The following is a 23,279-nucleotide window of genomic DNA, read 5'->3' as shown; positions in this document are numbered from 1 at the left end:
AAAGAGAAAGGATAGTTTTAATTTCAATTTTAGAGTTTCCCAAAGCATTTTTGCCTACTTTACTTCCAAATACATTTGTGTATGAGGGATATTGTCCTCTAGGTATTTTTTACCCGTATCCTTAAAACCTAAGCTTTCATAAAATTCCAATAAGTAATCCTGTGCAGAAATGCGAATATTCTGTTTGCCCCACAAACCCCAACAATAATCAATGGATTTTTCCATTAACAATCGCCCAACTCCCTTGCCTCGTGTCAAAGGACTGGTGACCACACGCCCAATTGAAATATCATGCTCATAAGATCCTCCTTTGGGAACCAATCGAGTATACGCCATGAGTTGATTTTGGTCATTGAACGCCATAACATGCGCACAGATTGTATCCAAGTTATCAAAATCCAAATAAGGACAGTTTTGCTCTACAACAAAGACTTGTTGGCGCAAGTGACCAAGTTGATAAACCTCTATTCCTGATAATGTTTCAAATGATTTGCAAACCCAGTTTAGTGTCATATTACCCCTTTTTTAGACGTATGTGCAACCAAGAATTATTAAAAGCATGACCATCCAAGTCCAAGAAATTAGCAAAACGAGGAAGGAGGACACTTTTTTTACGTCCACCAATACTAATGACTAATTCATCGCCGTATTTTTCTAAGCTAAATTCTTCGGCACCAATAAAAGGAAGGTACATAGAGACTTTGTAGTAATCTGAAAATTCTTCTACTTTGAAAGGACTTTCGTTATGAAATATCTTAGCAGGATTGGCTTCGCTATAGATGGCTGTGGCTATTTGTTGTAATAATTCTAGACCAAATACTTCTTGTCCTTGATGTTCTACTTTAAAAATAGGCAAAGGTTGAAAACTTTCTTCGATGTCTTGAAGGTACTTGCTTTGAGATTGAACATATTGCTCAAAAACAGACCCCGCACCACCAGCCAACTCTGGTAAAATTCGATTCACAACGACTGCATCTACATTGTAACCATACAAGTTGAGGTAAGTATAAGCACGTTTGGCTTCTTGTATAACCATGCGCTCTGGATTGGCTACAATACGAATAGAACAAATTTCAGGATTGAGCATGATTTTTTGAACGGTTTCCAACTTATTAAATAAGTTTTGTAGTTCTTCATAGCCCTCTTCTAGCGGAATGCCTTTGGTCTTTTTTAAGATTTTGCCAACAGCTTTGATAACCATTTTTTGCCCAGGAAAGGCTTTGGTTAACCAAGATTGCATGACTTGAGGCAAGGTGAGTAATGTCAATGTTTCGCCTGTAGGAGCACTATCTATAATTAAGACATCGTAAAATTTTTCTTGATAATATTTTTCAATCCACAAGAAAGCAGAGGCTTCTTCCATACCCGGCAATACTGATAACTCTTCTGCAACAACGTTGTTCACACCTCGCCATTTAAAAATAGACAACATTAAGTGGCGCATACTCTCCCAATTCTTTTTCATAGAATAGTAGACATCAAATTCTTGTCCCCATAAGTTTTCTGTAATCAGAGTAGGTTCGGGCTGAAGCTCAACATGGAGGGCATCAGACAAACTGTGCGCAGGGTCGGTAGAAACGACTAATGTTTTTAAACCTTTTCTAGCGCATTGTAAGGCTGTGGCAGCAGCCGTGGTTGTTTTTCCAACTCCTCCTTTTCCTGTAAATAGTATGATTCGCATATTAAAATTTGATTGATTTTTGAATGTGCCTGTTGGTTTTCTTTTGTATCTCACAGACCTTATTATTAAACTACATTTTGGTGGAAGTAGTTTATAAATTTTGTGAATTAGTCAGCAGCTAAATTACTAGTGTCTATTCTTTGATTGTTGATGGCACAAAATACAGAAGTAAATGGACAAAAAAAAGCTCGTTTTTAGCTTAATTTGCCAAAAACAAGCTTTGTAGGTAAGGATGGGCACAATTTATATTGATATAATCGCGTGTCAATATAGTAATTTAGACCCCTAATATTTTCTTAAAAATACCCAAAAAAGAACTGGCTTGGCGCAGTGTTCCAGAAACTGCTTTCCAGAACAAACGACTTCCAGATGTCTTAATAGGCATATCTTTGAATGCTTTGACCAGACGCATGTTATCTAAGCCTTTTCCAATGGTAATCCGAATGCAGTTGTCTAAACCTGGTAAGTCAGAAACGTTTAAAACATGAATAAGCTCTTCTTTTCGAAGGTGTTGTGTCATGATAGAAGCATCTTCAACTTTGATTAAGAGTGTATTCGTTTCACTGTCAAAAACTTCTAATACCGCAGGGAGCTTTTCTAGCATTGTTTTAACTTGCGCCCTTTCCTCAATTGTTCTAGTTACAATTCTCGCTTTTTGATCGGGTACATACAATGCTTTAGTGGCCATTTTTTGAGCTACCGTATTGACCGAAAAAGGAGGTTTTAAAATATTTAAAATTCGGATAATTTCTGGACTAGCATAAGCCATGCCGACTGGAAGCCCTGCTAAACCCCATGCTCTAGAAAAACTTTGAATGATGATAACATTAGAACACTCATTGATAATGGAAACTAAGCTCTGATTCGGTGCATAGTCGATAGCAGATTCATCGATCACAACAATTCCGTCAAAACTAGTGACTAAGTCTACAATATCAAAATTCGCAAAACAAGAACCCGTAATATGATTAGGGTTTTCAATAAAAAGCAGTTTTGTGGCTTCTGTAGTGGATTTGCGAACCTCATAAATAGGCATTTCAAAATTATGACCTAATTCTAGTAAATCAATTTCAAGTGCCTGCATTTTTGCAAAATGCTTTAGGCGATTGTTAGAAGGTTGAAATCCTATAATATGATCTTGTCCAACATGGCAAAAGGTGCGAATAACCAAATCAATCAATTCGGTAGATCCGTTGCCTATACAAATTTGTTGAGGCGTTAAGTTAGTATAAGCAGCTAATTCTTCTTTGAGTCGAGTTGCTTTGATATCTGGACGTTGACTATAATCTTCATCGGTGCCAACTGTTCCATACAAGCCAGTAGGGCGATGTGCATTCAGAAAACCTGCTTTGATATCAAGCGTTTCGACCAAAGCTTCTTTAGAAGCAACTAACTTTCGAATGTATTTTGGAATCCATTCATTTATTTTTTCTGTATGTTCCATAATTATCCTGTTTAGAATGTTGGCATCAAGAATTGTAGAATCGGCTTAACCTACTGCTTCGTAAAGCATAGCAAAGCCAAATGCTTTTTCTGGTTCCCCCTCATTTAATGCTTTTTTGGCTAACTTATGCAAGCCTTCTAGCATGGTTTCGTCAGGAGCTTCTGCACTAATTAATACTTCTTGGACTTCATTACTCATCAATAATTCTTGAATCAAATCATCTTTAGGGAATTCATATAAGCCTGCAATTTGAGCCAAATCATTGCCAGTAAGTACGGTACTATTGACTAAGTGAGGAGGTAATTGATCAAAACCCAATGATAGTTTGACAACAGATTGATAGACGTCAAAAATATTAGCACCACTCGCTCGAACATAGTGTGCTCGCCCCATTCTTCCCACTAAATCAATTTTGTGTGGGTTGATTCTGTCGCCATCTAGCACCTCTTCGCTGACATGTAATTTTAAAACCTGACATATAATTAGATGCCCTGCACCCCCATGTTCCCCTAAGGTAATGATTTCACTTACTTTGCATTCAAAGTGAGCAGGAGATTCTTTGATTCTAAATGGTTGTACCATTTCGGATTTTAAAGGAGTTAGTCCTGACTTTGCAAATTCGCTGACATCAGAGGGGTATGAAATGCTGGCCAACGCCATTTGACGAACAATAGAATAATTAACTACGTTAACAACGACTTCTTGGTTAAGCTCAATATTGTGCAAGGTGTCTTTTGTCGTATTATCTGCAACGCGTCTATTGGAAGAGAAAACTAAAACAGGAGGATTAGAGCTAAAAGCATTAAAAAAGCTGTAAGGAGCAATGTTCGCCACTCCTTTATCGTCAATTGTGCTCACAAATGCAATGGGTCTTGGGGCTACCGCACCTAATATGAATTGATGCAAATCTTTAGTTTCTATTTCTCCAGGAGTAATGCTACGCATGATTTTTATTCTATTTTAATTTGAGAGTAATAACAGCAGTTTACTAAATGATGTTTTTTTTAGCTAAGAACTACAAACAAGAGTAAATGAGTTCGTGTTATCAGCAAAAAAATCCAATAAAGTAATTCGTGGATATAATTAAATGTACATAACCAAAGTTAAGGATTTTCTTTTGCTATACGATTGTTTTAAAAATAAAGATTCTCTTATTTTGGTTATCCTTGATTTAAATCCTTGTTTATAAGTTTGTTGGAAGCTAAAAAAAAAGATTTATAGTGCTTTGTAAGTCAGTAAGTTGTTAAGAAGTTTTTTGTGTTGCAAGTGATTGGTTATCAAAAGAATAACGTTTTAAAGAATAATTGAATAGAAAACAGCTATTTTTAGGACCAAAAGTACACCTTCAATTGAAATTAAGTACAGATGGACAGATCAGGTAAAATTTTAGTTGGAATAATTGCCATTACCTTCGGAGGAATTGTTGTTTTGCTTTATCAATTGCACCTTGGGCATGTTGTAGTTCCAACAATGGAAGCTTCTCAATTAGAATTAGATGCTTCTAAAGAAACAACGGTTGTTATTACTCACGAGCGCAATCCATACAAGGGGAGTTTCAAAAAACAAGATGGAAGTATCTTTACGTTAGAGCTATTGAATGCCAGTTTTTTGCATAATCCTATGCGAAACTATTATGGCGATAGCGCACCAAGTCAGTTGAATGTACTATGGAAGCACAAACTAGGGCAGGGAATTACCAAAGTAGGTACAGAGGAGAAAATATGGAAAGGGGCAGGTTGGACAGGACAGCCTTTGATAGTAGCTGAAAATGGAGAAAAGTATTTGATACAAGGAGCATACGATCATCATTTGAAAAAAATAGATGCCAAAACAGGGCAATTGATTTGGCAGTATCAATACGATGATGTAATAAAAGGGACTGGTAGTTTGTGGTTGAATCATCAAGCAGATTCTTTGAAACATTTTTGTGTAATTCTGCAAGGAAGTCGGGCAGGGAAAAGCACTTATGCCACAACAATTCCAAGCTACCGAGCTATTTCTTTGATTACAGGGGAAGAACTTTGGCGTTTGAATAGTGCTAAGACAGCAAGTTATAGTAGAGATGTCGATGCTTCTGCTTTGATTGTAAATGATACGGCTTACATTGGTTTGGAGAATAGCATTTGGACTATTTTTGACCCTGATCCCAAAAACGCAACTCAAAGAGGTGGTTTGTTGCAGCCTCAAATTTATAAAAACAAAGATACCCTTTATCTAAAAAGTGATTGGGAGAAACACCAAGGAAATTTGGTAACAGAAGCATCGCCCACTTTGTTGGGGCATCGAATTTATATTGCCTCAGGATCTGGGCATATTTGGGGATACAATTTGCAGACAGATAGTATTGATTGGGATTACTATGTAGGATCAGACATTGATGGTTCGCCAGTTGTAACAAAAGATAGCTGTTTGTTGGTAACTATTGAAAAGCAGTATATAAAAGGACATGGAGGTGTTTTGAAGCTAAATCCTAGCAAAAGTCCGAATGAAGCAGTAGAATGGTTTTTTCCAACAGAAAACAAGCCTTTTTCGACTTGGGATGGTGGGGTCATCGGTTCTACAGGAGTTAACTATTCTTTTAAGAAGTTGGGGGAACCCAATATAGCGGTGTTTACAGCAATTGATGGCTTTATGTATGTTGTTAATACAGATTCCTTAGATCTTACTCAACCCAAGGCAACATTTGATAGCACGCATTTTTTCTCTCAACCAACGCTTCTTTTTAAATACAAGACAGGTTCCTCTATTTCTACACCAATTATTATCAAAGACAAGCTAATTGCAGCAAGCTACAAAGGAATTTATTTGTTTGACTTTGATAGTAATATGAATTTTAAGCTTCGAGATATGGTCAAAGTCCGATGTGAATCAACCCCTGTTGTAGATGAAGGGAAATTATACGTAGCTTCTAGAAATGGTTATTTGTATTGTTTTGGAAATGTAGATTCAACTAAGTAAGTGGGCATAAAAAATTATAGGTAAAAAATAGCCTTATTTTTAGTGCTAATCGAAGAGGAAAAGTGCGGTTTTAGCGAGCTAAAGCAAATTTTTCCGATGAAGAGTAGTGCAAAAAGAAGGTTGTTTAGCTGCGCTGCTACTTCGTGGTTTATAGAATTTTTTCTGAACGATTACTTATAGTAAATTGATTGGAGTTTTTTAGTTAAAAGCAAAAAATTAAGAATTAATTAAGAATTATGACAAAATAAAAGTAATTCCTTCGCTGCTTTTTACTAATTTTGTTTTGTCCCCACAACCAACAAATTTTTGGTGTAATAATCCATTATTTTAAAACAAACTATTTTTATCAATGAAATTGGTATTTGTGTGGCTGTGGGCCATTGGATGTATATTGTTACCCTATCTGCTAAAAGCGCAAACATGGGTAGATCAAATGCAAAATCGTTCTGTAAATTTTTATACTGTTCAACAGAGCTTTGAGACTGCATGGGGCAACAAGCCTTATGAGAGAGGCAATGGATGGAAACAATACAAACGATGGGAAGCATTTTGGGAACCTAGAGTTTTTCCTCATGGAGTACGCCCTCCTGTAAGACATATTTGGAAAGAACATTTGCGTTTTCAAAGAACCTATCCATCTTCAAGTTCGGGAGCTCGAAATGCCAATTGGTCACCAATGGGACCTTATTCTTGGACTACTTCTTCTTATAATCCAGGAAATGGTCGTGTCAATGCTGTAGCAGAAGATCCTAATGACCCGAATACATTGTATATTGGCGCTCCTGCTGGTGGTTGTTGGAAATCAACAGATGGTGGTGCTTCTTGGACGGTCTTAACAGACGATCTACAATCATTAGGGGTATCTGCAATTGCCATTGATTATACAAATAGTAATGTAATTTATATAGGGACAGGGGACGATGATGGTAGCGACACTTACAGCATTGGTTTGTTAAAAACAACGGATGGTGGAACTACTTGGGCAGAAGTTACTCCTTCTTCAGCATCTATATTTGGAGCTAAAATTTATAAAGTAATTATTCATCCTGTTGACCACAATACGGTATTTTTAGCTTCTTCAACAGGATGTCATAAAAGCACGGATGGTGGTGCCACTTGGACATTGTTGCGTACAGGAGTATGGCGAGATATGGAGCTAAAACCTGGTGACCCCAATACGATTTACCTTGCTAATAAAACAGTTTATCGCACGACAGATGGTGGGACAACGTGGAGTTTAGTTAATGTGGGATTGCCTACGGCTTCTAATATTAATCGTGCCGAGATCGCTGTTACTCCTGCCAATCCTGATTACGTATACTTTGTTTGTGGTAATGAGGCTGATGCGAGTTTTTATGGTTTATACCGATCTACCAACAGCGGAACTTCATTTACCTTGCAGGCTAATACACCAAATATTTTTGCTTACGATATGACAGGAAGTAATACTACTTCTGGTCAAAGTTGGTACGATATGGCTATTGCAGCATCACCAACCAATGCTGAAGAAATTTATATTGGAGGTATTAACGTTTGGAAATCAACAGATGGTGGTGTTAGTTATACTATCAAATCACATTGGTATTATCCTCCAACTGTTGGGTATACCCATGCAGATATTCATGTTTTGGAGATGTATGGCAATCGGTTGTATTGTGGTAGTGATGGAGGTATTTTTAAATCAACCAATGGTGGTAATGGCTTTTCAGATTTATCTGATGGTTTGAGCATTTCTCAATTTTATCGTATTGGTGGTTCTGAACAAGTGCCTCATAAGATTGTTGGAGGAACACAAGATAATGGTTGTAATTTAGTCACGAACCGTGTAGCATTGCATACCAATGGTGGTGATGGAATGGAAGCATTGATTTCTCCATTGGATTCTGCGGTCATTTATACAAGTTCGCAATATGGAAACTTTAGACGTTCCGATGATGGTGGCTATAACTTTTCTGGTATTTTTCCAACCAAATCTGGTGACGGTGCTTGGGTGACTCCTTTGGTAATGAACCCACAAGACAATGATATGTTGTTGGCGGGTTTTGATGAAGTTTACCTAACCTTAGATCAAGGAAATTCAGATAGCCCTATTTCTTCGTTTAACTTAGGACCTGGGAATTTGTTACGAAACTTAGCGATTTCACCGTCTGATGGATACACCCATTTTTACGCAGGTACCTACAGTCAGATTTTTGCAACAACAAATAGTGGTGCGAATTGGACAGATGTTACAGCAGGTTTGCCTAACTCTGCAATGTCATCTATTACGGTACACCCAACCAACCCTCTTAAAGTATGGGTTACTTTTTCGGGGATACAAATAGGAGAAAAAGTCTATATGACAGAAAATGGTGGAACGACTTGGACAAATATTTCAGGTAATTTGCCCAATATTCCTGTCAACTGTTTGGTCTACCAAAATGGTTCAGCAGATGGTATTTATATCGGTACAGATGCTGGAGTTTATTATACTGATTCCTTATTGGCGGGATGGCAATATTACTCTACTGGCTTGCCAAATGTGATTGTAAATGATTTGGAAATTAATTATACGATTGGAAAAATTCGTGCAGGAACATATGGGCGAGGACTTTGGGAATCGCCAATTAAGCAACCTGTGACAACGCCACCAACTGCTAATTTTGGATTTAGCAATGATCAAGTTTGTACAACAGATTCAATCGAATTTTCAGATGCTTCTATAGATCATGCCCCTAGTTGGTTATGGCGTTTTCCTGGTGGAAGTCCAAGTAGTTCTACAGAGCAAAATCCTAAAGTTGTTTATCCTTCTACAGGGGTGTATAATGTTACCTTGATTGTTCAAAATATGAACGGAGTAGATAGTGTGACAAAGTCTATTCCTGTAAGTTATCAACCTAATGAACTCAATCTTAGTATACAGTTGGATAACAGTCCTGTTGATGTATCTTGGAATCTGAAAGATAATACAGGAAGTACATTATATGAGAGTCGGCAATTTGCATTGGCAGGTAGAGATAGTCAGTTGGTGGAGCAACCTATTTGTTTGGCAGCGGGTTGTTATACATTAGTAATGTTGGATCTTTCTGGTAATGGTCTCTGTTGTGGTAATGGTGATGGCTATTATTTGTTAACAGATATAAATGGTGATACAGTAGCTTTTGGTGCTTCGTATGGATATACAGATACAACGACATTCTGTGTTAGTCAAGCTACTCCTTTGGTTGTTGGGGCATCAGAAAGTCCAGCAACGTGTGGTATGTCAGATGGAATGATTACAGTAACAGCATTAGGGGGAGATGGTAATTTTACTTATAGTATTGATGGGGGAGCATTTCAAGCTAGTCCTATTTTCAATAATCTTTCTGTCGGTAGTTACACGATTACGGTTCAAGATGGTTTGGGGGCTCAATCTACGATCACGACTGTTGTTAATAACAGCAACCAGCCAACAGCGGTTGCTTCGGTTAATGCAACTACAGTTTACTTAAATCAAGGGGGCGTAGCCAACTTTTTCTCTACCAATTCACTCCATGCAGCTTCGTATAATTGGACGTTTCCTGACGGAACTACTTCCTCACAAGCAGATCCCAACTTTACTTTTACAACAGATGGGCAACAGCAAGTAATTTTAACAGTGAATAATGGTGCTTGTAGTGATTCGGATACATTGAATATTACAGTTATTAATAATGTAAATGTAACTGAAATTGAAAATAAGGCGACTATTATGGTATCACCTAATCCAATTAAAGATAAATTTCTATTGGATATTGAGTTTTTGAAAACTCAGGATAATGTAGAGGTGATTATACACAATGCTGTAGGGCAGCAAGTGTTTTGGCAAGAGCTTAAACAAGTCAAGACATACCAACAACAAATCCATTTTGGTAATGAACCAAGTGGCGTGTATGTTGTCACAGTATTGGGGAATGATATGGCTATTTCTAAAAAGTTTGTCAAATCGTAATTGACGTTACGTCATTATTTATACCTAACAAATAAAAAAGGATTAAGCGGCTATTGGCTACTTAATCCTTTTTGTTTTTAATGGGTAGTGTTGTCAAAAAACTAGTACATTAAGGCTTGAATTTAAAAATTCTAAACAAATAATAAATAGAGGGGAATATTAGTAAAGAACCAATAAGCAGTGCCATTGTTAGATAATAGAGTGTTGTTTCTGGAGCAACAGAATTATATACAGTCAAATGATTGCCATCTTTCATATGAATCAGAATTGGAATCTGCGCAGCTGCCCAACCAGACATAATTAAGCCGACCTGAACAGCTACTAAAATACGAATTCTTTGAAAGTATTTTTTGTTAATATCCATCCATATCCAAGGTAGAAGGAGTGTCGCCCCAACAAATGCAATCCAACTAATCGGAGAGGATAAGGCTAATGCAAAAAATGGAACTTGATAGATATATGCCAATAGTAGGACAACACTGCCTGTTAAAATCATCCCAATAGAAAATCGCTTGGCAACAATAGAGTAAAAATGGATTTGCTTAGGTTCTATGGCTTCACCAAGTATAAAAATGCTAGCGATATAAGCGAAAATTAACGCCACAAAAATTCCAACCCCAACGCAAAAATAATTGAACCAAGGTGCAATGAATTGACTGTAAAATGTTCCATTCGGATTATTATCTATTTGCCCATACATCATAGCCCCTAAGGTTACCCCAAGAAAAATAGCTGTTATCAAGCTAGAAATACGAAAAATCCAGTGGTAATAAACATGGGTACCATCTACATGTGTGTCATAATGTCTAAATGTAAAGGCCGTTCCCCTCAATACAATTCCCATTAAGACAATAAATAGAGGAATATGTAAAGAGATCGACATTTGTGCAAAAATAGGAGGAAATCCATTAAAGATAATCACAACTGCCAAAATTAGCCACATATGGTTTACTTCCCATACAGGAGCAATGGCTTTGTAAATAGGGCGAATACTTTTATTGCCCGTTAATAATTCTATAATTCCTGCCCCAAAATCAGCTCCACCTAAGAGTGTGTAGAAAAAGAAGGCAATACTTAAGACTAAAACAATAAATTCAAGCATCTTAATTGGTTTTTTCTTTATCCGTAGTTGTTGTCAAAGGATAGTGTTGATGAATAGCATTAATTTGACGTTTCATGAGCCAAAAAAGAACAGCAGATAAAAATAGATAAACAAAGAGGGTGATGTAGAATGAATATTGAATACCTGGCATTGGTGTGACAGCGTCCTTAGTACGCATCACTTGATAAATAATCCATGGTTGTCGTCCTACTTCTGTAACTGTCCAACCTGCCTCTAACGCGATAAAACCTAAAGGAATACAGAAAACCAATGTCTTTAAGAAAGTAGTATGATAAATCCATTCTTTTTTTCGCCAATTTAAGACCAAAAAAATAAGTCCAATCAATGCCAGTAAACTCCCGATTCCTATCATAATCTGAAAGGCAAGATGGACAATTAAAACGGGCGGTTCCTCATCATCTGGTATTTGATCTAGTCCAACTACTTCGGCATTAAAATCTCCGTGAGCTAGAAAACTCAACGCATATGGAATGCGAATTGCATAATCAACAGTTTGGGTTTCGCTGTTCGGAATTCCACCAATAATCAACGGAGCACCTTGTTCGGTGTGATAATGTGCTTCCATTGCAGCTAACTTAGCAGGTTGGCGAACCGCAATATCTTTGGCAGCAATATCACCAGATATGGGAATGAGAATAGCAGCAATAGCTCCAAAGCTTAATGCTATGCGAAAGGCTGCTTTGTGAAAAGCATTGTTTTTGTTTTTTAATAGGTAAAAACCATGCAATCCTGCTACCGCAAAACCTGTTGCCACAAAAGAGGCTAATGACATGTGCAAGGCTTGGCTAAACCAAGCATCGTTGAACATGGCTGCCAAAGGATCAATATTGACATATTCACCATCAATCACCTCAAAACCTGCTGGGCTGTTCATCCAACTATTAGCAGCAACGACCAAAATTCCAGAAGCTAAACCTGATATTCCAACGATTAAACCTGAAACCCAATGTGTCCATTTGGGAACCCGTTCCCAACCATAGAGAAATACTCCTAACGCAATGGCTTCAATAAAGAAAGCCGTCCCTTCCCAAGAAAAAGGCATTCCTATAATACCTCCAGCGTGTTTCATAAATTCAGGCCATAACAAGCCTAATTCAAACGATAACATGGTTCCAGATACTGCCCCTACCGCAAAAAAAATGGCAATGCCTTTGGACCATGCTTTGGTCAAATCTCTATAGACAACATCTCCTGTTTTGAGCCATCGCCATTCAGCATATGCCATAAAGAAAGGAATGGTCATTCCAATACAGGCAAAAATGATGTGGAAACCTAACGAAAATGCCATTTGAAGCCTGGCAGCTGTTAATACATCCATAATAAGTTATAGTTATTGTAATCCATAAAAGAACTACAGGTTGATATTTTAGAAGCATGCTTATAGCATGCAATGTGCTTGTATTTTGAACATTCTTTTGATTTAAATCCTATCGTAACCGACAGGTGATCAACGAATGATTATTTATACTATTGAACAATTAAGTCGATACAAAAGTCAACCATTCTATGCTCTAATTTATTGATATGAATCATAAAAGATTAATTTTGAATGCCTCTAAATTGTAATTTTTAATTTTTCTATATAAGTAGACATTATCGTACATTAAAAATAACAAGTACCACGCAGTAGCAGCGTAGCTAAAACAGTCTTCTTTTTGCGCTACTCTTCATCAAAAAAACTTGTCTTAGCTCGCTAAGCCTTCCTTTTTTTTTTAGCAAAAAAATAATCCCATTTTTTGTTCTTATTTTTTCTGACCACTTACTCAAGCTATTATAAAGGAGTTTTAAAGTAGTAGTGGAAATGAAAGTATAGTTTTGGTAATTAATTGAGTAGTTTTGTCGGAAGCATGAATGAAAAAAAACGAGTTTTGAGGGGGGAACTCAAAACTCGTTCAATTGTTTTTGGGGATACATGGATATGATGGATGGGTTAATTGACTGCGTAATGAGAGGAATATCTTGAGGCATGAAATAACAATGATTGGATCAATCTTTCTTTAGCACATTTTCCATAACTGTTTCTTTAGACAGTTTTTTGGTACAGAAAAACCAATCTTGACAGTCTATAGCTGCATCATCCATTCGTTCTTTTGCCGTTCCGCAAGAACCTGCTGGTCCAACAATAACATCATCGCCTGGTTGCCAATCCGCAGGAGTTGCGACATTAAACGCATCGGAGGTTTGAAGGGCTACGACAACACGGTACAACTCATCAAAATTGCGTCCCAAACTTAATGGGTAATAAATTATGGCACGAATAATTCCTTTAGGATCAACAAAAAATACGGCACGAACAGCTTTGGTACTATCCTCGTTGGGTTGAATCATACCATATTTATGCGCTACTTTCATGGTGATATCATCAATCAAGGGAAATGTTACCTCAACATCCTTCATGTTTTTGTAGGCAATTTTTTCTTTGATCGTTCTCAGCCAAGCAATGTGACTATATAAGCCATCAATAGACAGACCAATCAACTTACAGTTGACGGCTTCAAATTTTTTCTCCAAAGTTGCGAAAGTCATAAATTCGGAAGTGCAGACCGGAGTAAAATCAGCAGGATGACTAAAAAGGATACTCCACTTCCCCAAATAATCAGAGGGATAATTAATTTCTCCTTGGGTTGTTGTTGCTAAAAAAGCAGGAGCAGGATCCCCAATTCTAGGCATTGAGATAACAACTTGCTCTTCATTTAATTCCATAATCTTGTTTTTAGTGCTTTGTGGAACTGTTGCCCAATTCGTGCAATGCTTCGACAAAGCATTGATTGTTATAAAATGTATTTTGATATTGTCATTCTAAGCCTTTCCTTTTAGCATTAAATTCCAATACATAAAGGGAAGACCATATTTTTTTAATAGCCACATACTATAGGTTTCTTTCGCAGTATCTACAAATTTGGATATTAAGGGGTCAGACATTCTAACATTATTATATCCAAATTCTGCTAAGACCATTTTTCCATATCCTGTTACCAACGGGCAAGAAGAATAACCTTTGTAGGTCAGTTCTTTAGAGCTGCCTTTGAGGGTGTTGATAATTTGTTGGACAACAACAGGTGCTTGTTTTCGAATAGCGGCTCCTGTTTTGGCGGTAGGAAGCGCAGCAGCATCGCCCAAACCATAAATGTTGGGATAGATATTGTGTTGTAAGGTAGCTGGATCGACATTGAGCCAACCTTTGCTAGGACCTTCTCGATGTGCCAAAGGAGAATTTCTAATAAAATCAGGAGCCGATTGAGGAGGCGCTAAATGGAGCATATCAAAAGGAATACCTACAAGCCTAGTAGCCACTTGTTGCACTTTTACTTTAGGATTAGGGTTGTGTTCTATAGGTTGGTTGTAGTCGTCTAGTTTTGTAATTTCATAATAAGCTACCTTATTCGTACCATCAATTTTGACCAATTTGTGGAAAAATTTTAGATTGATCGCTTTTCTATCAACTACTTGTAGTAATGTTTTGGCAAAATCAGGTACCCCAAAAATAACAGAGCCTGGTGTTGCAAAAATAACATTGGTCGCATTTTTTATTCCTTGTTGCTGAAAATAATCATCCGCCAAATACATTATCTTTTGGGGTGCCCCACCACATTTTATAGGGGTAGAAGGTTGCGTGAATAAAGCATTACCTCCCCTAAATTTTTGCAATACTTCCCAAGTGTATTTAGCATCAATGTAATTGCTACAAACATTATTCTTGCCTATGGTTTCTTTTAGCCCTTTGATGTCTCCTAAATTGATTTGGATGCCAGGGCAAACTACTAAATAATCGTAATAAACAGTAGAGCCATTGTTCAGCTGCAATTGATTAGAAGAAGGGAGGAATGACGCAACTGCCTCTTTGATCCAGTTGATACCATTGGGAATTAAAGTCGCCATAGGGCGAGCTGTTTTTTGATAATCAAAGGTTCCTGCTCCAACAAGTGTCCATGCGGGTTGGTAGTAATGTGTCGTAGCAGGATCAATAATGGCAATGTCTAAGGTTCTGTCTTTTTTTTGTAATTGAGCGGCGACAGTTATGCCTGCTGTTCCAGCACCAATAATGACGATTTGATGTGTGTGTGTCATAATAAATAGGCTTATAATTATAGCAATGATTCTAATGCTACAAAGCTAAGCCATAATGTTGACAGGGTTTGTGATGTAAATCACATATGACTATTTTTTAATATGATTAGCAACAAAGATAAGGAATAGGGGATGTGATAAAATAAGAACTCAATTAATAGAGTACCTTGGATGCATTGTACTGTATTAACAGTAGTTTTAACCTGTAAATATGACACTTAGTCGTTATTTGGCAATGAATTTGAACTCTTTGGTTTAGATAATCATTATTATCAATAATACTTAGCTGCGCTATTATGGTGCGGTTATCGATTATAAAATATGAGAAATTATTCAAGTAAACAATATAAAATTATGTCAATGTTTAAAGCACTCTCTACTCTTTTGGCCATTACTGTATGTTGGGCTTGTTCTTTCGCACCTGCGTCAGCACAAAAAGATGCTCCAAAAGATGGAAAACTAGAAAAAAGTCTGTTGTGGAAAGTTACGGGAAAAGGAATTAAGCCGTCTTATGTCTTTGGAACCATTCATATGATTGGAGCAGACGATTTCTTTTGGGATAAATCAATGGAAAAAGCCTTTAAGAAAACCAAAAAATTGGTGATGGAAATGGACATGAGTCAGCAAATGGTGATGGCGGTTCAAATGATGCAACTAGCGCCAATGAAAGGTGGAGAAACATTAAAAGACCTAATTTCAGAAGAGGACTATCAGATAATTGAAAGTTATTTTACAAAAGAAGCTAAATCACCACAAGCAAAAATGACGTTTGGGATGGCTCAAAACTGGCAACCCATGTTATTGCAATCTCTTTTGTATATGGAAATGATTGACGGTCCCGTTAAGATGTATGAAATGGAACTGACATCCAAAGCAAAAGAAGCGGATATGGCTTTTGGAGGATTGGAAACAGTTGCCGATCAAATGGCGGTATTTAACTCGATTCCTTACAAAACACAAGCCGAAGGTTTGGTTGAAATGATTAAAAATTTAAAAGAGGGTAAAGGAGGAGAGAATGAGTTTGCTAAAATGGTAACTTATTATAAGGCACAAGATGTTGATGGTATGTTAGAGGCAATGCAAGGCGACTTAGACGAAATGGGTAGTCAAGAAGAAATGTTGGATAATAGAAATAAAAAATGGATTCCACAGATCATCGAAATGTCTAAAGAAGCACCAACATTTTATGCTGTTGGAGCAGGGCATTTAGGAGGTGAAACAGGTGTCATTCGTTTGTTGAGAAAAGAAGGATTTAAGGTTACTCCAGTGACAAAATAACGAGGAGTACATCTAACTAATATACAAGTCATGCTCTATATGGGGCATGGCTTTTTTTAAAAGTAAAAGGCATGAAACTTTACTTGCCCTAAAGTATTGACCTCAAGTGTAGGAAAAGGCACTTTGAATATATTCAAAATTCCAAAAACGGTTTTTAGCCATTTGTGTTTGGTTGGGATACGTTCAAAATCAATATCTAAAGATAAGAAAAATTGACTGTGGCGCTGGTATTGAGGTGGCGCTGTAAATTGATCACCAGTTGTTTTGTCTTCCCAAGTATTGCTTTCTGCACCAAAAAAGTTTTCAATACCATATCCAACAGCTACATTGATCCACTTGGGTGGGAAATTATTAGGACGTTCCTTTAAAAACGAAGCAACGTTGACAGACATCCATATTGTTTGACCATTATATTCTTTGAATAAAAGTTCAGCAGGACTTGTACCAAATAAATTGGTCGTACGTGCATTGATAGAAGTGGTAGCCATGCTGTTGTTAGCTTGGAACAATTGCGTAGAATATTGTGGGCGATGGGTAGACATTTTTAAACGGATGCGTTGTTCTTTCCAAAGCAATTCTTGACCTAAATACAAGCCCGAACCAATGACGTTAAAGCCCATGTCGCCCCAAGAAAAACCCCATTGATCTGAAAATCCATCCATGACTTCTAAGGTAGTTTGGAATAGTAGCCCAGTACCAAACCCAACCCATGCAGCATCTCTTTGAGAAAGACCCGCCCAACGATACAAATTGCCAGCCCATTTGCTCTCAAAATATCCAGTCATAGCATGCCCAAACTTATCCATCTGTTGCCAGCCTTGCCAATCGTCAAAAAAATGAAATTGTCCACGAGGGTAATTGGCATACCATGCCCTGTCCAAACCAATGGTCACAGCACTATACCCTGTAATTCCTATCCCTGTTAAGGTCCAAAATCTGCTTTGATTAAAGCTAGGAGCATTCTCAAAAAAGCCAAGCTTTTGCTTTGGAAGCGAAATGCTATCTATTTGTGCTGAGGCAGATAAGCTACAACATAGAATTAAAAACAAGAGCCAATTTTTCATAATGATAAGGGAACAAGAGCGAATGCTTTAAAAGAAGCCTCAAAAGTACAAAAATGCAATTGATTTGCATGGATTGAAAACAGAATGTTTGTTATAAGGTGTCAGAAACCTACCAGTCATTCGTTGCTCCAAGCTTATGTTCACTACAAAATGTGTTATCTAACAGCACTCTATGAGCTTAGTTGGCAATAATAGTGTAATTGTTATTCTATAATTCGTTTTCCACGACGCATCTCATAATAAAGCAAACTTTGTCTGGTTTTTTCGTCCTGTAATTCAATCGCTTTTAAATAAGACTTGATACCTCGATGCATTAAGATAAAGTAATTTTCCTGTGTATTTTCGTCCTTTACTTCGACCTCTAAAACTGTTCTCTTGGCATCTCTATTTTGATACTCAATTTCTTTTAGTTTCTTGACCAATAGTTTTCGGCGCGTACCATCTTTTTGATTAAAGATAATGTATTGGAGTATTTTTTCTTTTTTACCCTTAGCGACAGTTTCTTCTTCGAAACGGATATCAACATCATCAGAACGGTAGATTCGAGAAATTTTTCGATAATCTAAGTTAGATTGATTTTCGAGCGATAAAAAAGGATAAAGTACTTTGCCCCAAAACTCATCCAATGTTCGAGCATCAAAATCTTGTTGGTGCGTGAAAAATTTCCCATCTTCAAGTAATTGTTCTTTGCTAGTTCTTGCAATGATGTAAGTATGCTCAGGATCAGCCATACTTGGACGATATTTGAGCATGTCTACTTGGCTAATTCCATCAATATAAATCTTGAGATATCCTTGCAAGTCTCTATTTTCTGGATCTATTAGCTTCATGTGATAACCATACGGTATTTTGTCAATACGAGAAATTCGCAAACGGTAAGGCTTGTCATCGGTTGGAGGGTCAACAATGCCACCAGGAGTGTATCTAGCACGTTCATCAACCAATAAATAAGAGTTGAATACGGAGAATTTTACAACTCCAGGAGCAATAGGATCAGGATAGTGGGCTGTACTCATTTTTCCTTCAGAAGGAATAAAAGTATAGCCAGTAAAGTCACTTTCTTTGATAAATTCTCGATCTTCCGAAAGCGTGTAACGGACAGAGTCAGTTTGAGCTACAAGTAGCATAGGGACGAAAATTCCTAAGAGGAGTATGATAAGTTGTTTCATAATCTATCTAGTATTATTTTGAAGCTGCTACGGGGATTCTACAAGCAAAATTTTATCTTAGAGTGAACACAAAAATAAAAATTTATTATTGTATTTCTCAAAAATAATAGGATTAAGCCTTAGTAGGTCTGCCAACCGTAGTCGTTTTGTAACATTTTGCCATTGATTATTAATCATATTGGACTAGTAGTAAAAAAAAGAATCGTCTAATTGTATAAATGTCTAGTCTCAGTAAATGATCACCTATCGTTGGCTAAATTTTATATCTAACTTATATTTATTGTACTGTCGTTTTGTCATTTTTAGCTTTTTTGAATTGAGCTTGCCGAGCCAGCTAGTGTTAATAACACAAAGGCCAAAGACCACGACTAAAGGGAATTAACAGACAAGCTACGAGCTGAATAAGGGGGACTAAAAGTTACCTTTGAGCTATTAGCATGATTTTAGCAGATTATTGTTATAATCATTTATTTAAATAAATCGTTAAATCACCTTATAACTATATGGCAATGCTTGTGCCATACTATCTTTGAAGGAGTATTATTTTGTAACATGCATTTGGGGCAGCACAATGAAAGAACGCTTAGCTAATATATATTACACGTTTCCCATTCAATTAATAAAACTACAACTGAAGCATAATATTCTACTATTAAGTCTTTGGGGAGTTTTGTTTGCTATAGTAAATGGAAATATAGGGTCCTCTATGGGATTTCATAAGATGTTTTTAGATCCTGAATATATGGGAAAAGTTACTTTTTGGAGTTTCTTTATAATTGGCTTGGCTTATGGAAGTTTTTTTATTGCTTGGAACACTAGTGTTTATATATTAAATAGTTATCGTTTTCCTTTTTTAGCGTCTTTGTATCGACCTTTTGCCAAATTTAGTTTTAATAACTTTTTCATTCCTGTTACTTTTATCATTTTCTATGTATTCAAAATTGTACATTTTCAGTGGTACAATGAATATACAGGAGAGTACAGCATCTTGTTTGATTGTTTAGGGTTTTTGTTGGGGGCTTTTCTGATGGTTCTAAGCTCTATGCTATATTTTCAGTATACCAATACAGATATGCAAACGTATCGAAAACTGAATAAGCTAAAGTTGTCCAAGATGCTAAAGGCAATTATTGTCAAAAGAAAGGAGCGGCAATTAAACATCATGGATAATGGTCCTTATAAAAATGCTTGGCGGGTCGATTTCTTTTTGACGGAATATTTTCAATGGAGAATTGTGCGGAATGTAGAGCATTATAATTTCAAATTATTAGAGCGTGTGTTTCGTCAAAATCATGCGAATGCTTTGGTCATACAAAGTTTAAGCATTACCGCTTTGATACTGATGGCGGCTATGGTCGAGTACGAACCATTTCGGATTCCAGCAGGAGCGAGTCTATTGTTACTACTGTCCATTGTGACGACTATTATAGGAGCCTTAACCTACTGGATGGAAGAATGGAAAGTGCTTTTTTTGTTGACAGCTTTTTTCTTTATTAGTCAGATGATGTCATGGGGGTGGTTTTCTTATCAAAATAGTGCTTATGGTTTAAATTACGATGCTCCTTATGTGGATTATTCTGTGGAAGTGTTGGATTCAATTTGTTCAAAAGAAAGATACAAAGAGGATAGTAAGGCTACTTTAGAGATTTTGGAGCGTTGGCGAAATAAATTTGGAAAGAGTCGATTGTTGAGAAAGCCTAAGTTGGTATTGTTGTGCGTTAGCGGTGGAGGTATCCGAGCTAGTTTGTGGTCAAATCATGTTATTCGTGAAATTGATAAATCTTTGAACGGAAAGTTGATGAAACATACTGTCTTGATGACAGGAGCTTCGGGGGGAATGTGGGGAGCATCTTTGTATCGAGAGTTGTACTATCAAAAGCAAAAAGGAAAAAAGATTGATTTGTACGATAAAAAATATTTGGACTATACTGCCAAAGATTTGATGAACTCTTTAGCATTTACTTTTTTGGTGAATGACATATTTATTCCTTGGGTGAACCGCGAGGTGAATGGGTATACTTACCGCCAAGATCGGGGATATATTTTTGAACAACAGTTTATTGAAAACACAGAAGGTTTATTGGGAGAGTCCTTAAATTATTATAAAAAACCAGAAGAAGAGGCACTAATTCCAATGATGTTTATTACACCATTGATTTCTAATGATAGTCGAATGATGGTCATTTCTCCCCATGCCGTTAGTTATATGATGCGGCCTCCATTTAGTTATCAAGGAGAGGATCGAGTATCTAGAATTGATGCGGTAGATTATGGGGCTTTATTTTCAAAACACAATCCTTTTAACTTGAGGTTTGCCACAGCTTTGAGAATGAATGCTACCTTCCCTTTTATTTTTCCAAGTGTTCAAATGCCTACGAATCCTGTACTAACATTAGTAGATGCTGGCTTTAGAGATAATTTTGGTTTGGAAACGGCCACAAGATTTGCTGCTATTTTTAGAAAATGGATTAGAGAAAATACTAGTGGAATTACAATTATATCAATTCGTTCGTACGCACAGGCAGAAAAAATTGCAGAGACAACGACCAAATCATTATCCGAATTGGCTTTCAATCCTTTGGGACCCGTTTTTGCCTTAGATGCTATTCAAAATTACCACCATGATACTTATGTATCTTATCTGAAATCAAAAATAGGATATGATAAGATAGATGTAGTTGATTTTGTGTACAAACCAACGATTTTGAATGAACGAGCCTCGTTGAGTCTTCATTTAACTCAACGAGAAAAAAATGATATTTTGAATGCCATTAACCTAGATGAAAATCAGCAGAGTATAAAGCGTTTGCAAGAGCTGATAAAGTAAAAAAGTGTTTTTTTTTGTATTTCAGCTAAAAAAAATACCGCACCTTTGTTTAGGGGGATGTTTTTGATTTTCAGTTTCTTATGGTGTTTTGGGGTTTTTAGGTATTAGTTTTTTGATATAAAAGGCTTAAGTATTAAAGCCATTGTTTTGAATATGATAAATAGTTTTTTATCTTTGCACGTCCAAAAAGAAAAGTATTTACTTAGAATAAAATATAAATATTCAGATGAAAACGATCGCATTATCAGGTACTTCAAGAACTGAATTAGGCAAGAAAAGTACAAAAGCACTACGCAATGCAGGTTTGGTACCTTGCGTTCTTTACGGTGGCGAAAAAAACCTTCACTTTAGCCTTACAACAAAGGCTTTGCGTGATTTGATTTATACAAATGAATTTAGAACAGCAGAGGTTGAGTTAGATGGCGCAAAATACAATGCTATTATCAAAACTGTGCAGTTTCACCCAGTTACTGATGCTATTCAACATGTTGATTTGTTGGAGTTAGTAGAAGGACAAAGCGTAAAAGCAGAAATTCCAATCAAATTGGTTGGTACGGCCAAAGGTGTAAAAGTTGGTGGTGTTTTGATGCAAAAAATTCGCAAAGTTAAGGTGAAAACTACTCCAGATAAACTTTCTTCATTTATTGAAGTAAACGTTGAGCACTTGATGTTGGGTAAATCTATCCGTGTACGTGAAATTCAAGTAGAAGAAGGTATCGAGATTATGAATGCTGGTGGAATTCCTTTGGCTTCTGTTGAAGTACCACGTGCTTTGCGTTCTGCAGAAGCAAGATCAGCAGCAGAATCTGCTCAATAATAAAAAACTTTATATTCTTTATCTTTTTAAGACAAAGAGTAGGTATATAATATCTTAAGACGTATTGGATTTTCTAATACGTCTTTTGTTGTATCTTGTCACTTCATAAATTAATGAATATGTTCAAGTTTATAAAACGTCTGTTTGTCAATCAAGAACTTGAAACTTCAAAAATAGAGAATAGTGTGAAATATCTTATTACAGGTTTGGGGAACATAGGACCAGATTATGACGGTACTCGTCATAATATTGGCTTTGATGTGGTGGATTATTTAGCAGATAAATTTGACGTGCAGTATAAGAGTGAACGTTACGGGATGGTTGGTTCGTTTCGCCACAAGGGGAGAACATTTATTTTGTTGAAACCCAATACGTATATGAATCTAAGTGGACAAGCTATTCGTTATTGGTTGCAAAAAGAGAAGATCAAAATTTCCAACCTTTTGGTTATTTTGGATGACCTGAATTTGAGTTTTGGCAAAGTAAAAGTAAAATCCAAGGGGAGTGCTGGGGGGCACAATGGTCTTAAGAATATAGAGCAACTGTTAAGTACAAGCCAATATCCTAGATTGAGAATAGGCATAGGAGATCGTTTTGGCAAGGGCAAACAAGTTGATTTTGTACTAGGCCGTTGGACGAATCAAGAGGCAGCGGATTTGCCAGCAATTATTAAGCATGCAGGGCAAGGCGTTTTAAATTTTGGGACGATTGGTTTGGAGAGAACAATGAATGTCACAAATAAAGACTTAATGGCGCCTCCTAAGAAAAAGAAAGAAAAGCCTAATAAGGAAGAAAAGGACGGAAACGAAAGTTAAAGAATAGAGCAATAAAATTATTAAGAAGCCTTGTTTGAGGGCGGTGCATTAGCACCGCCTTTTTTTGTTTTATATGAAAAAATAGT

16 protein-coding genes are annotated in these 23,279 nt (G+C 36.7%); 6 read left to right on the top strand and 10 right to left on the bottom strand.

What is annotated here, in order from left to right; all coding sequences use genetic code 11:
- Nucleotides 1-54: 54 nt before the first annotated feature.
- From QP953_RS00610 to QP953_RS00595, 4 genes are all read right to left on the bottom strand, one after another.
- Nucleotides 55-513, bottom strand: coding sequence for a GNAT family N-acetyltransferase (locus QP953_RS00610; RefSeq protein ID WP_052595622.1), 459 nt, complete (start codon nucleotides 511-513; stop codon nucleotides 55-57).
- 1 nt (nucleotide 514) lies between these two features.
- Complete coding sequence (locus QP953_RS00605) at nucleotides 515-1,681, bottom strand: ArsA family ATPase (protein ID WP_052595620.1); 1,167 nt, start codon at nucleotides 1,679-1,681, stop codon at nucleotides 515-517.
- Nucleotides 1,682-1,958: 277 nt separating this feature from the next.
- The gene (locus QP953_RS00600) at nucleotides 1,959-3,125 is read right to left on the bottom strand and encodes an aminotransferase class I/II-fold pyridoxal phosphate-dependent enzyme (RefSeq protein ID WP_309553641.1); all 1,167 of its coding nucleotides are present in this window, start codon (nucleotides 3,123-3,125) and stop codon (nucleotides 1,959-1,961) included.
- 45 nt (nucleotides 3,126-3,170) lie between these two features.
- Nucleotides 3,171-4,070 (bottom strand): flavin reductase family protein, encoded by a 900-nt coding sequence (locus tag QP953_RS00595; protein WP_052595617.1) that lies wholly within the window; start codon nucleotides 4,068-4,070, stop codon nucleotides 3,171-3,173.
- Between the two features lie 420 nt (nucleotides 4,071-4,490).
- On the opposite strand from QP953_RS00595, the gene QP953_RS00590 reads away from it, so the two are divergent.
- Together QP953_RS00590 and QP953_RS00585 are read left to right on the top strand one after the other, a co-directional pair.
- Nucleotides 4,491-6,083 (top strand): PQQ-binding-like beta-propeller repeat protein, encoded by a 1,593-nt coding sequence (locus QP953_RS00590; protein WP_309553640.1) that lies wholly within the window; start codon nucleotides 4,491-4,493, stop codon nucleotides 6,081-6,083.
- Between the two features lie 349 nt (nucleotides 6,084-6,432).
- Complete coding sequence (locus QP953_RS00585) at nucleotides 6,433-10,032, top strand: PKD domain-containing protein (protein ID WP_309553639.1); 3,600 nt, start codon at nucleotides 6,433-6,435, stop codon at nucleotides 10,030-10,032.
- A 109-nt stretch (nucleotides 10,033-10,141) separates the two neighbouring features.
- On the opposite strand, the gene QP953_RS00580 is transcribed toward QP953_RS00585, so the two are convergent.
- From QP953_RS00580 to QP953_RS00565, 4 genes are all read right to left on the bottom strand, one after another.
- Nucleotides 10,142-11,134 (bottom strand): cytochrome d ubiquinol oxidase subunit II, encoded by a 993-nt coding sequence (locus tag QP953_RS00580; protein ID WP_052595611.1) that lies wholly within the window; start codon nucleotides 11,132-11,134, stop codon nucleotides 10,142-10,144.
- A 1-nt stretch (nucleotide 11,135) separates the two neighbouring features.
- The gene (locus QP953_RS00575; protein ID WP_052595609.1) at nucleotides 11,136-12,473 is read right to left on the bottom strand and encodes a cytochrome ubiquinol oxidase subunit I; all 1,338 of its coding nucleotides are present in this window, start codon (nucleotides 12,471-12,473) and stop codon (nucleotides 11,136-11,138) included.
- 668 nt (nucleotides 12,474-13,141) lie between these two features.
- On the bottom strand, nucleotides 13,142-13,858 hold the full coding sequence (locus QP953_RS00570; protein ID WP_309553638.1) for a peroxiredoxin: 717 nt from the start codon (nucleotides 13,856-13,858) through the stop codon (nucleotides 13,142-13,144).
- A gap of 96 nt (nucleotides 13,859-13,954) precedes the next feature.
- A complete protein-coding gene (locus QP953_RS00565; protein ID WP_309553637.1) occupies nucleotides 13,955-15,223 on the bottom strand; it encodes an FAD/NAD(P)-binding oxidoreductase in 1,269 nt (422 codons plus the stop codon).
- 360 nt (nucleotides 15,224-15,583) lie between these two features.
- On the opposite strand from QP953_RS00565, the gene QP953_RS00560 reads away from it, so the two are divergent.
- On the top strand, nucleotides 15,584-16,501 hold the full coding sequence (locus QP953_RS00560; protein ID WP_197043818.1) for a TraB/GumN family protein: 918 nt from the start codon (nucleotides 15,584-15,586) through the stop codon (nucleotides 16,499-16,501).
- 56 nt (nucleotides 16,502-16,557) lie between these two features.
- Here the strand turns inward: QP953_RS00560 and QP953_RS00555 are convergent, their stop codons facing one another.
- Both QP953_RS00555 and QP953_RS00550 read right to left on the bottom strand, forming a co-directional pair.
- On the bottom strand, nucleotides 16,558-17,565 hold the full coding sequence (locus tag QP953_RS00555; RefSeq protein ID WP_309553636.1) for a DUF2279 domain-containing protein: 1,008 nt from the start codon (nucleotides 17,563-17,565) through the stop codon (nucleotides 16,558-16,560).
- A 203-nt stretch (nucleotides 17,566-17,768) separates the two neighbouring features.
- A complete protein-coding gene (locus QP953_RS00550) occupies nucleotides 17,769-18,734 on the bottom strand; it encodes a hypothetical protein (RefSeq protein ID WP_052595599.1) in 966 nt (321 codons plus the stop codon).
- A 571-nt stretch (nucleotides 18,735-19,305) separates the two neighbouring features.
- Here QP953_RS00550 and QP953_RS00545 point away from each other — a divergent pair.
- The 3 genes from QP953_RS00545 to pth all read left to right on the top strand — a co-directional run bounded on the left by QP953_RS00545 (nucleotide 19,306) and on the right by pth (nucleotide 23,193).
- Nucleotides 19,306-21,561 (top strand): patatin-like phospholipase family protein, encoded by a 2,256-nt coding sequence (locus QP953_RS00545; RefSeq protein ID WP_052595597.1) that lies wholly within the window; start codon nucleotides 19,306-19,308, stop codon nucleotides 21,559-21,561.
- Between the two features lie 226 nt (nucleotides 21,562-21,787).
- Complete coding sequence (locus QP953_RS00540) at nucleotides 21,788-22,378, top strand: 50S ribosomal protein L25/general stress protein Ctc (RefSeq protein ID WP_052595595.1); 591 nt, start codon at nucleotides 21,788-21,790, stop codon at nucleotides 22,376-22,378.
- Nucleotides 22,379-22,497: 119 nt separating this feature from the next.
- Entirely contained in the window at nucleotides 22,498-23,193 is a 696-nt protein-coding gene (gene pth / locus QP953_RS00535; RefSeq protein ID WP_081909518.1) for an aminoacyl-tRNA hydrolase, read from the top strand.
- Nucleotides 23,194-23,279: the final 86 nt, after the last annotated feature.

Origin of the sequence: Aureispira sp. CCB-E (assembly GCF_031326345.1) — a bacterium.
Taxonomy (GTDB): Bacteria; Bacteroidota; Bacteroidia; order Chitinophagales; family Saprospiraceae; genus Aureispira.
This window is presented reverse-complemented; position numbering and strand designations above follow the sequence as displayed.

Bases quoted from the DNA above. Each gene is read 5' to 3' on its own strand.
- QP953_RS00610 (WP_052595622.1), bottom strand. From the start codon at position 513: ATGACACTAAACTGGGTTTGCAAATCATTTGAAACATTATCAGGAATA.
- QP953_RS00605 (WP_052595620.1), bottom strand. From the start codon at position 1,681: ATGCGAATCATACTATTTACAGGAAAAGGAGGAGTTGGAAAAACAACC.
- QP953_RS00600 (WP_309553641.1), bottom strand. From the start codon at position 3,125: ATGGAACATACAGAAAAAATAAATGAATGGATTCCAAAATACATTCGA.
- QP953_RS00595 (WP_052595617.1), bottom strand. From the start codon at position 4,070: ATGCGTAGCATTACTCCTGGAGAAATAGAAACTAAAGATTTGCATCAA.
- QP953_RS00590 (WP_309553640.1), top strand. From the start codon at position 4,491: ATGGACAGATCAGGTAAAATTTTAGTTGGAATAATTGCCATTACCTTC.
- QP953_RS00585 (WP_309553639.1), top strand. From the start codon at position 6,433: ATGAAATTGGTATTTGTGTGGCTGTGGGCCATTGGATGTATATTGTTA.
- QP953_RS00580 (WP_052595611.1), bottom strand. From the start codon at position 11,134: ATGCTTGAATTTATTGTTTTAGTCTTAAGTATTGCCTTCTTTTTCTAC.
- QP953_RS00575 (WP_052595609.1), bottom strand. From the start codon at position 12,473: ATGGATGTATTAACAGCTGCCAGGCTTCAAATGGCATTTTCGTTAGGT.
- QP953_RS00570 (WP_309553638.1), bottom strand. From the start codon at position 13,858: ATGGAATTAAATGAAGAGCAAGTTGTTATCTCAATGCCTAGAATTGGG.
- QP953_RS00565 (WP_309553637.1), bottom strand. From the start codon at position 15,223: ATGACACACACACATCAAATCGTCATTATTGGTGCTGGAACAGCAGGC.
- QP953_RS00560 (WP_197043818.1), top strand. From the start codon at position 15,584: ATGTTTAAAGCACTCTCTACTCTTTTGGCCATTACTGTATGTTGGGCT.
- QP953_RS00555 (WP_309553636.1), bottom strand. From the start codon at position 17,565: ATGAAAAATTGGCTCTTGTTTTTAATTCTATGTTGTAGCTTATCTGCC.
- QP953_RS00550 (WP_052595599.1), bottom strand. From the start codon at position 18,734: ATGAAACAACTTATCATACTCCTCTTAGGAATTTTCGTCCCTATGCTA.
- QP953_RS00545 (WP_052595597.1), top strand. From the start codon at position 19,306: ATGAAAGAACGCTTAGCTAATATATATTACACGTTTCCCATTCAATTA.
- QP953_RS00540 (WP_052595595.1), top strand. From the start codon at position 21,788: ATGAAAACGATCGCATTATCAGGTACTTCAAGAACTGAATTAGGCAAG.
- pth (WP_081909518.1), top strand. From the start codon at position 22,498: ATGTTCAAGTTTATAAAACGTCTGTTTGTCAATCAAGAACTTGAAACT.